We start from the raw sequence: 356 nt of genomic DNA, 5'->3' as shown, positions 1-356 counted from the left end.
AGGTAAACTTCCCGCCAGTACAAAAAAGTGATGCGTTTCAGCTAACGTAAATAAACACCTTTCAAAGTCAGTGATCGCTTGTTCAGACACTTCAACACCAGGGAAATTAATATCACTAACTTGCCCATCTTTTTCGACTAATTTGACATTAATTCGGGTTGAACCGTCAACGCGGATAAACTCATCTTGAGCATTCATCTCACTAAATAATGCACAAAATAACGTATCATTATCTCGCCCTAAAAACCCTGTTACCGTGACTTCAGCACCTAAATCAGAAAGTACTTTTGCAACGTTAACGCCTTTGCCTGCAGCATGTAGTGAACCTGTATTCGCTAAACTTACTGAACCAACAT

The 356-nt window shown here is 39.6% G+C and carries 1 protein-coding gene; it reads right to left on the bottom strand.

From position 1 onward, the window contains the following. Nucleotides 1–356: PfkB family carbohydrate kinase (locus GQR39_RS20090; protein WP_240918234.1), on the bottom strand; the 356-nt coding region annotated here is incomplete at both ends.

The organism is Pseudoalteromonas sp. C8, from assembly GCF_011378685.1.
GTDB classification, from domain to species: domain Bacteria; phylum Pseudomonadota; class Gammaproteobacteria; order Enterobacterales; family Alteromonadaceae; genus Pseudoalteromonas; species Pseudoalteromonas arctica.
Note: the sequence above shows the minus strand (reverse complement) of the source record. Positions and strands in the feature narration are given on the sequence as shown.